The sequence below is a fragment of the Pseudomonas sp. 22490 genome (genome assembly GCF_052044465.1).
Classification (GTDB): domain Bacteria; phylum Pseudomonadota; class Gammaproteobacteria; order Pseudomonadales; family Pseudomonadaceae; genus Pseudomonas; species Pseudomonas aeruginosa.
Genome location: NZ_JBQENS010000066.1, coordinates 1 through 8,708, shown reverse-complemented (window position 1 = coordinate 8,708; position 8,708 = coordinate 1). Strand labels below are relative to the sequence as shown.

Here is an 8,708-nt window from a genome sequence, read left to right as displayed (position 1 = left end):
CTTTCGGACCATCCGTAACGACGCCCTTGCCTGCCCCTGCCAACCCTCCATCAATGGCCAGCCCAACCTCAACTCCCAATGCAGTCGAACTCGCGGCGTTGTCCCGCACCACGCTGGCACCCTGGCCTTGCATGGTGTGCAAGGCATCCAGATAGCCTTTCATACGGATGTCTTCAGGTAACGAGGCAACCGAGTTCCAAGCGTTCTGGATATCCCGCTCCGCACAGCTTGAACAGGTTAGCGCACCCATCAACCACAAGGCAGTTTTTGAAGGCGCGCTGACGATCCCTTCCAGTGCCAGCCCAAAGCCCGCTTGGCTACCTTCACCTTTGGCATTCAGCACTTCCGCACGGTTCGCGGGGTCCCTCGTATAGCTCGCGGGATTCGCTAGGGCTATGTTTTCCAGAACGCTGGTCAGGGCCTCCTTGTTCTTGAATAGCGCCGTCAGCCCCACCCGCTCGTTGTAGTAGTCAGCCTGGGTCACCTGGAAGAGATTGCTGTCCGGGCCTGTGCCCAGCTCCGTACGCAGATACTGAGCAGCCCGGGCAGCGTTGATGTCTGTGCCGGCCAAGGCCTGGTTCCAGCCATTGTCCACCATCATGGCGGCCGTGCTGAGAAGCTCTTTGCGGGCGGTGTCCTCGCTCAGCCCATTTTCCTGGGCATAACGTTTGACGCGCTCCACATCCGATGCGAATTTGATTTCATCTGGGTGTAGCTGCCGGTTGTACGCCGTCCCGCTTTTGGCGATCTCGGCGCCCAGACTCACATCGCCATTGACCGCACTTGCCGCGGCTACGCCAACGAGTTGCGAGGCCATCAGTTCGAGGTTTTGATCGCCACCTACCATTTTCCCAAGGAGGTTGATCATGGCCTCGTTGGCACCAGCGGCCGCCGCTCCAGTCTTGAAGTCACTGCCGGAGGCTTCGGCCAGCAGACCTCCCATCAGGGCGTGAGCCATGATTTTCGGCGGGCTGCCATCAGGGTATTTGACCGAGTCGCCAATGAAATTGAAACCTACCGCCATTCCCAGGTTGCGCGCCTGACCTGCCATGGCATTACCGAGGTTGTCGATGTAGCTGCCGCCATAGGCGGCCTGCTGCATGACCGATTGAGCAAAGCCTTGGGCAATGCTGTAGGCAGCAAATCCACCGATTCCCTCAACTGTACTGAGCTTGAATCCTTTGGTGACTTTGTTGATGTTGTCACTGGATACGCCGAATGCCTTGTCCAACTGCGGGCTGACGAGATAAGCCGTGGCCGCTGCGATGGCGTACCCTTTCAGACTGTCAGCGCTGGTGGCCTGTTGCAGCCCCTTGCCAAGGTCACCGCCATTGTTGATGGTGCCAATGGCGAGGTTGCTGGCCATTGCGCCATACACCGGGCCGAGGTAAGCAGCTGCAACGATGGCAATGGCCAGTGACGGCGCAGCCCCCAACCCCGAGTTGCTGTACTTCCAGCTATCGTGCACCTCCTGCACCATGCGCCAGTCCACATCCCCGCGCTGCTCGGCCTCCTTCAGCCACGCCAGTTGCGGATCCGCCTGCACCATCGCGTCGATGGTCTGGCTTACGGTCTTCTGGTCGATATGCTTGAGGTCGATCTTCAGCCCTTCCACGGCCTTGATCGCCAGATTCCCCTGGGCCACGATCTGGCTCTGGCGCACGGTTTCGTCGGTCTGGCCCTTGCCCTTCGACGACTGCCACGCCAGGTCGCCCTTGCTCTTCTCGTGGCTTTCCTGGTGCAGATCCTTCACCGCCTCGAAGGTCACCGCGCCGCCGCTGACGATGGCCAGGTCGTTGCCCGATTCCAGCTTCGCGCCCTGGTAAGTCTGGTCGCCGCCACTGAGCAGGGTGAGGTCGCCGCCGCTGGATATTTGGCTGCCCACTGCCGTCACATCGGTGATTTCGTCGCGCCGGGTCTTCTTGCTACCGAAGCTGCCTTTGCTCTTCTTGTCGTAGAGGTAGTAACTGCTGTCGTTGGCGGCCAGCAGCTCCAGCTTGTCGCCGGCCACCAGGTAGGCTTCGTCGCCGGCGCTGGCCTGGCTCGCGACCAGCCGCAGGTCCTGTCCGGCATTGATCGCCAGGTCGCCGCCAGCGTCCACGCGAGTGGCCTGCTGGGTGATCTTGTCGTCCTGGAAAGTGACCTTCTTGGTCTTGCCATAGGCATGCTCTTCGTTGGCAGCCGCGACCAGGCCCACATCGCGACCCGCCTCGAATGTCACGTCGCGACGAGCGTCGATGCGGCTGCCCACGACGCTGATATCGCGTCCGGCGCTGACGCTGATATCGCGCCCCGCCACGACTTCGGCGCCCATCTGGGTCGTCTGGGTCTGGTATGCCTGGCTTCCTGCCGTCCAGCCCCGCTCCGCTACCGCAGCCGAAACCAGGACATCCCTGCCGCCTTGCAAGGCGAGGTCGCCCTTGCTGTCGATGACACCGCCAATATTGGTTACATCGCGACCTGCCGAAACGGTCAGCTTCTGCGCAGCCTCGATACGCGCGGCGCTATCGGCAAATGCCTCAGTGGTACCGGTTCCCCTGTAGGAGGACTGGTGCTGGGTCACCGTCCGTTCATTGATAACGTCTCCGGTAAGGGCGGAGAGGCTTACCTCGCGCCCGGCAATGATGCCGCCCTGGTCATTGCGGATGGAGCCGCTGGCCAGCAGGTCGAGGCGGTTGCCGGCCTCGATCAGGCCGCTGTTGTCGATGTTGCCGGCTGTCGCGCTGAGGTCGTTCTGCGCGCGCAGGGTACCGGCGTTCCTCAGGTCCCCGCCGGTGATCAGGTTCACGTCGCGCCCCTGGATCAGCGCGCCGTTCGGGCCCAACCGCCCCTCGGCCTGGGCCAGGTAGACCACGGGGGCGAGGACCTTCTCGCCATTCACCTCGACTTCTTCCAGCCAAACGATGTCGTGGGTCAGCGCGGCCACCTGGGCGGCGCTGAGGGTGACGCCAGGGGTCAGTCCCAATACGTCCTTGCTGGCGATGGCGTTGTCCATCAGATAGCGGAACATCGCTTCGTCGCTGTTCAATCCGGCGATGAAGCGCTGCCCCGTACGCTGGACGATCGCTTCGCGTACCAGGCGCTGCTCGTATAGACCGTCGCCCAGGCGCTTCTTGCTGTCATCCGGATTGATACCCAGGCCACCGAGCAGGTAGTCCGAGTTGAGGAACTGCTTCAGCTCGGTGAGCGCCGGGTTGGTCTCGATCAGATACTTGTGGCTGTTGCTCGGTGTGGCATTGCTGGGCACGCCCTCAACGCGCGCAACCGACGGCAGGGTTTGCAACGCTGGCTGCCCAACCGGAGGCTCGGCAAGAACGGCGCTCCGCTCTTCGAGGCGAGGCAGGCTGCCCTGAGCCCTAACGGCCGAAGGCAGTGCCTGCACCGACGACTGCTCAGCCGGCAGATCGGCAAGGATGCTGCCATTGCCACCTGGACTGGAAACTACCCCCTCTACACGCACTGTCGAAGGCGAGGCCTGGACCGTCGCCTGCGGACCCTGCCAATTGGCGAGAATAGTTCCATTCCCATCGTGACCGGGCACTGTGCTTTGAATACGATCAGCCGCGGGAAGGCTTGAGAACGAGGGTAGACCACCGCGCAGATCGGCGAGGATGACGCCATTGCCGCTGTGACCCGATGCATTGCCCTCGACGAGTCCACCCAGTCCCGTGGTCGCCTGGTGCTCACCGGCCTGGAAACGGCCAGTGTTTCCCCCGTCGCCCGAGATTGGCGCGGAAGCCCGTAGCGCATCGATAGCCTCAGCTACCCGGCCTTGATAGGCGGAACCGGCAAGCGAGGTGACACGATCATCGCCGACACGACGCGCCTGGGTACTCCAGCCACTTGCGTCACTGCCTGCCTGTGCGGATACAGATACGCCATGGCCGCTCTGGGTGAGATCGCTGGCGGATTTCAGAGCACCACTTGCCTGGTTCACCTGGGCTCCTTGAGACGCCAGGCGGAAGAGCCCATTCTGGCCTTGAGGCAGGCTGAAGCCCGGTAGGGTGAGAGGATTGATCTGTTGCCTTGCCAAATCCGCTGGCAGTTGACTCTTCAGAGTCACTACGGCGCTCGTCGTGCTTGAAACAGCTATGTCCTGATGAGGTAACTGGGTTTCCTGAACGGCCTGAAATCCCTGTAGGACAGAGTTATTGAAACTCTCCGCAGCATTCACCGTTACACGACCGCCAGCTTGCACGACAGCACCAACCGTTGAGTTCGCCCCTTTGTTAATCGTCAACTCATCGAGAGGAGCCAATCCCTTAAGTAGATCTGGAATAGCATCCGTTTTTTTCGATGAATAATTCGGCGCCGGTATTCGTCCAATAGCCTTATTCCAGCGATCTGTGCCCGGATACTCAACATCTAAGGTACCGAAGTACAGGTGCCAACCCGGCCCACCATTTTTCCCGTTTCCATGAATGACCTCCAGCGGAGAGACTTTTTCATTAAAATTCTTGTCGAAATAATGAATATTCGGAAGTCTCCCCCCTGTGCTCGCATATCCCTCCCCATAACTGGGATCGTTGACAGCGTTATACGCCAATATGCGCATAAGCAATTCTTCGCCAAATTTACTCGGCGGCGAATAAACGCCCCTGACCGCATATTCCCCTAACGCATAACCTTTGTTTTCGAAATTACTCAGAGATAGCGTGGCGTCTCTTACAGCACTTATATTAGAAGCAATATTCTGCAGGCTTGCACCTACAACAAGCAGATCTCGACCAGCCGTAATTGAAGCAGCGGCAGAAGACTCTCCCAATGTAGACTTATATTCCCTGATCCAGACAAGCTCGCTCGAAGACCTAGTTTTTCCCCACCTCTCAGAAAGCTGACACCCCGTACAGCGGACGCCAATAGCGCTATTCTGCAAGTCACCTTCAATCTCTAGGGTTTCCCTTCTATTGAGAAGTGAACTCACGGAGAAACGCATATCACCTGTGCTCTCTAAATTCCCGGAAATGTTCTCCAAGCGATTTGCCCAGCCCCCCGCATCGTCGCGGGCGATATCCAGCCTGCCGAGGCTGTACACATCCCCGTAGAGGTTGGTGATGTCGCCGGCGCGCAGGGTCATGTCGGCGCCACTGAACAGCAACCCGCGCTCGTTGAGCAGGGCGGGCGCGTTCAATCGCAGGTTGCCGCCGCCGCCCAGGGTGCCGTAGTTGTTCAGGCTCGCGGCGCTGGCCACGAGGTCGCCGGCGGCGGTGATCCGCCCACGGTTGACCAGCAGGTTGCCGGCGCCGAGCGTGACATTGGCGCCGCCGGCGAGGCTGGCGGCATTGCCGAGGTCGAGGCTGGCGGCGTTCAGGGCGAAGTCGCCGAGGCTGGTGGCGCGGCCGTTGCCACGGTAGCCGCCGCTCAGCTCGAGGCGCAAGCTGCCGTCGCTGGCCAGCAGGCCGTCGTTGCTCCAGTCGCCGCCGCGGCCAGTGAAGGACTGCACCGCCAGCAGCTTGCCCTCGGCCGTCTGGCGGAAGGTGCCGATGTCCAGGTTCAGGCGTCCGGCTTGCAGCACGCTGCTGTTGGTCCATTCGCTGGCGCGGATGTCCAGCAGGCCATTGGTGGTCAGTTCGCCGCCGGCGCGGATCACCTGCCCGGAATCCAGGCCGAAGGTGCCGTTGCCGGTATGGAGGATGCGCCCGCCGGCGTTGGCCAGGCTGCCCAGTTGCAGGTCGAGGTCCTGGTTGGCGCTTTCCAGCACGCCGTAGGCGTTGTTCAGGCCGCCAGCGACCAGCCGCGTGCTGCCGCTGCGGCCGAGGGCGCGCAGGCTGCCGCCGCTGTTGTCGATCGCGGCGGCGCGCAGGTGCAGCTCGCTCTCGCTTTCCAACTGGCCGAAGCGGTTGGCCAGCGCGCCGGCCAGGCTGAAGTCGATGCGCCCGGCGCCGACCTTGCCGCCCTGGCCCGCCGCCGCGCCCTGGTTGAGGAAGCGCTGGCCGTCGAGGCTGAGCAGGCCGCTGGCGTAGAGGCCGCCACCCTGGTTGTCGAAGTCGACGGTGACGATGCGGTTGTCGCCGCCCAGCGCCGAGACATGGCCCTGCTGGTTGCGCACGCCTTGCCCGGCGCGGATTTCCAGCGACTGCGCCTGGGTGACGCCGGCGCTGTTGTCGAACAGCCCGGTGACCAGCTTCAGCCAACCCTTGGCGCTGTTGAGCACGCCGCCGGCGCCGTTGTCGAGGCTGCCGCTCTGCAGGTCTAGGTTACCGGCCCGGCTGTCCAGGCGGCCGCCCTGGTTGTCCAGCGCGCCACCGATACGCAGCTGGTTGTCGCCCTGGGCCTGGAGCGTGCCCTGGCGGTTGTCCAGGCTGCCGGCCTGCACCTCGAGGGCGCCGGCCTGGCTGAAGATCAGGCCGTCCTGCTGGTTGCGCAGGGCGCCGCCGCCCAGGCGCAGGCTCATGCCGGCCTGGCTGGCGAGGGTGCCGGAGGCGCTGTTGTCGAGGCTGCCGGCGCTGATCTCCAGCAGCCCCTGGCTGACCAGCTTGCCGCCGCGGTTGTCGACGCTGGCGCTGCGCAGCAGCAGGTCGCCGCCGCTGGCCAGGCGCGCCGCGCCGGTGTTGACCAGGGCGCCGCCGAGGATGGCGTCGAGCCGGCCCTGGCTGATCAACTGGCCGTCGCTGTTATCCAGGCTGGCGCCCTTGAGCAGCAGGCTGCCGCCGTTGATCCGGCCGCCGGCGTTGTTCAGCAGCGTATCGTCGCGCTCGAAGCTCAGCGCGCGCTGCGCCGAGACCAGGCCGCCCTGGCCGTTGTCCAGCTTCCCGGCGATGCTCAGGGTCACGTCGCTTTCGCCGGAGACGATGCCCTGGGCGTTATCCAGGCTGGCGGCGTCGATCCGTTGCGCGCCCTTGCTGACCAGGGCGCCCTGGCCGTGGTTGTCCAGCGCGCCGCCGAGGCTGACGGCCAGCTCGCCGTCCTTGCTCGAAAGGGTGCCGCCGGCGCTGTTGTCCAGGCTCCCGCCTGTCACCGTCAGGCCCTGCCATCCGGAGAGCAGGCCGGCGCCGGCGTTGCCCAGCGCGTCGGCGTCCAGGCGCAGTTTCCCGGCGCTGATGATGCGCCCCTGCTGGCCGTTGTCGATGCGCCTGGCCAGCAGCTCGAAGCCCTGCTGGCTGGAAATCTCGCCGCCCTGGCGGTTGTCGAGGACGTTCAGCCGCTCGATGCTCAGCGGGCCGCGGGCACTGATCAGGCCGCCCTGGTTGTCCAGGTCGCCGCCCCGCAGGTCGAGACTGACGCCGCGCTCGCCGATCAGCCGGCCCTGGCGTTGCACCAGGCGCTCGACCGTCAGGCGCAGGTCGCCCCGGGCGGAGATTTCGCCGCCGTCGGCGGAGTCGACGCGCCCTGCCGTCAGTTCCAGTTCGCCGTCGCTGGTGAGCAGGCCGCCACGGTTGTCCAGGTTGGCGGCGCTCAGGCGCAGCGACTGCTTGCCACTGAGGGCGCCGCCACGGTTGTCGAGGTCGGCGCTGCTGACGTCCAGGACGCCCTGACTGATCAACTGGCCACCCTCGGCGTTGTCCAGCGCGCCAGTGGCGACGCTCAGGCCGGCGTTGCCGGAGAGCAGGCCCTTGCCGCTGTTGTCCAGCGAGGCGCTGGCGAGCGTCAGGCGGGCGCCGGAGACGGTGCCTTCGGCGTGGTTGTCCAGCGCGCCGTCGACGCGCAGGTCGATGCCGGCGCGACTGGCCAGGGTGCCCTTGGCGCTGTTGTCCAGGCGAGCGGCCGCGATGTCCAGGCCGGCGGCGCCGGAGATCACCCCGGCCAGGCTGTTGTCCAGGGCCTGGGCGATGCGCAGGGTCAGGCTGTCGGCGCCGATCAGGCGCCCGCCGCGGTTGTCCAGGCTGGCGGCGGCGAGGGTGAAGGCGCGGTCGCTGGAGATTTCCCCGCCGGCGCCGTTGTCCACCGCGCCGAGCTGGCGCAGCAGCAGCGCGCCGGGCGTGGCGATCAGGCCGCCGTCGCGGTTGACCAGCGTGCCGCCATTGAGGTCGAGGGTGACGCCGGTTTCGCTGACCAGGACGCCGCCTCCGCGCTGGTCGAGGCCTTTCAGGTTGGCGTCGAGCAGGCCCTTGGCGCTGATCCGGCCCTGCTGGCCGTTGTCCAGCCGGGCGGCCACCAGGGTGATGCCGGCGTTGCTGCCGATGCCGCCGTTGCGGCTGTTGTCCAGCACGCCGGTGCGGATATCCACCGCGCCCTTGGCGCTGATCACACCGGAACGGCTGTTGTCGAGGCTGGCGCCCTTCAGCGTCACACCGGCATCGCTGAGCAGCCTGCCGCCCTGGTTGTCCAGCGCGGCCTGGCTGGTCAGCGCCAGCGCACCGGCGCTGGAGAAGGTCCCGCCACGGTTGTCCAGGCGCGCGGCGCGCGCCGTCAGGCTGCCTTCGCTGACCAGCGCGCCGCCCTGGTTGTCCAGCACGCCGCCGAGGCTCACGCTCAGGCCGTTCTGGCTGTCGAGCCGACCGCCGTCGCCGTTGAACAGTTCGCCGCCGTCCAGGCTCAGGCCGTCGCGCCCGGCCAGCACCCCCTTGGCCTGGTTCAGCAGGCGCTGCACGGTGAGGCGCAGGCCGCTGTCGCCGATGACCTTGCCGCCGCGGTTGTCCAGTTGCTCGCGGGCGTTCACGGCGACCTTCGAGGTGCTGGAAATCTCGCCGGCGCGGTTGTCGACCTGCCGCGCCTCGATAGCGATGCCGCCATTCGCGGCGATCAGCCCGGACTGGCTGTTGTCGAGC

1 protein-coding gene is annotated in these 8,708 nt (G+C 65.0%); it reads right to left on the bottom strand.

Annotated elements, in window-relative coordinates; translation table 11 throughout:
* A partial coding sequence (locus ACTJJX_RS34435) for a DUF637 domain-containing protein (RefSeq protein ID WP_440782058.1) occupies window positions 1–8,708 on the bottom strand: 8,708 nt, incomplete at both ends.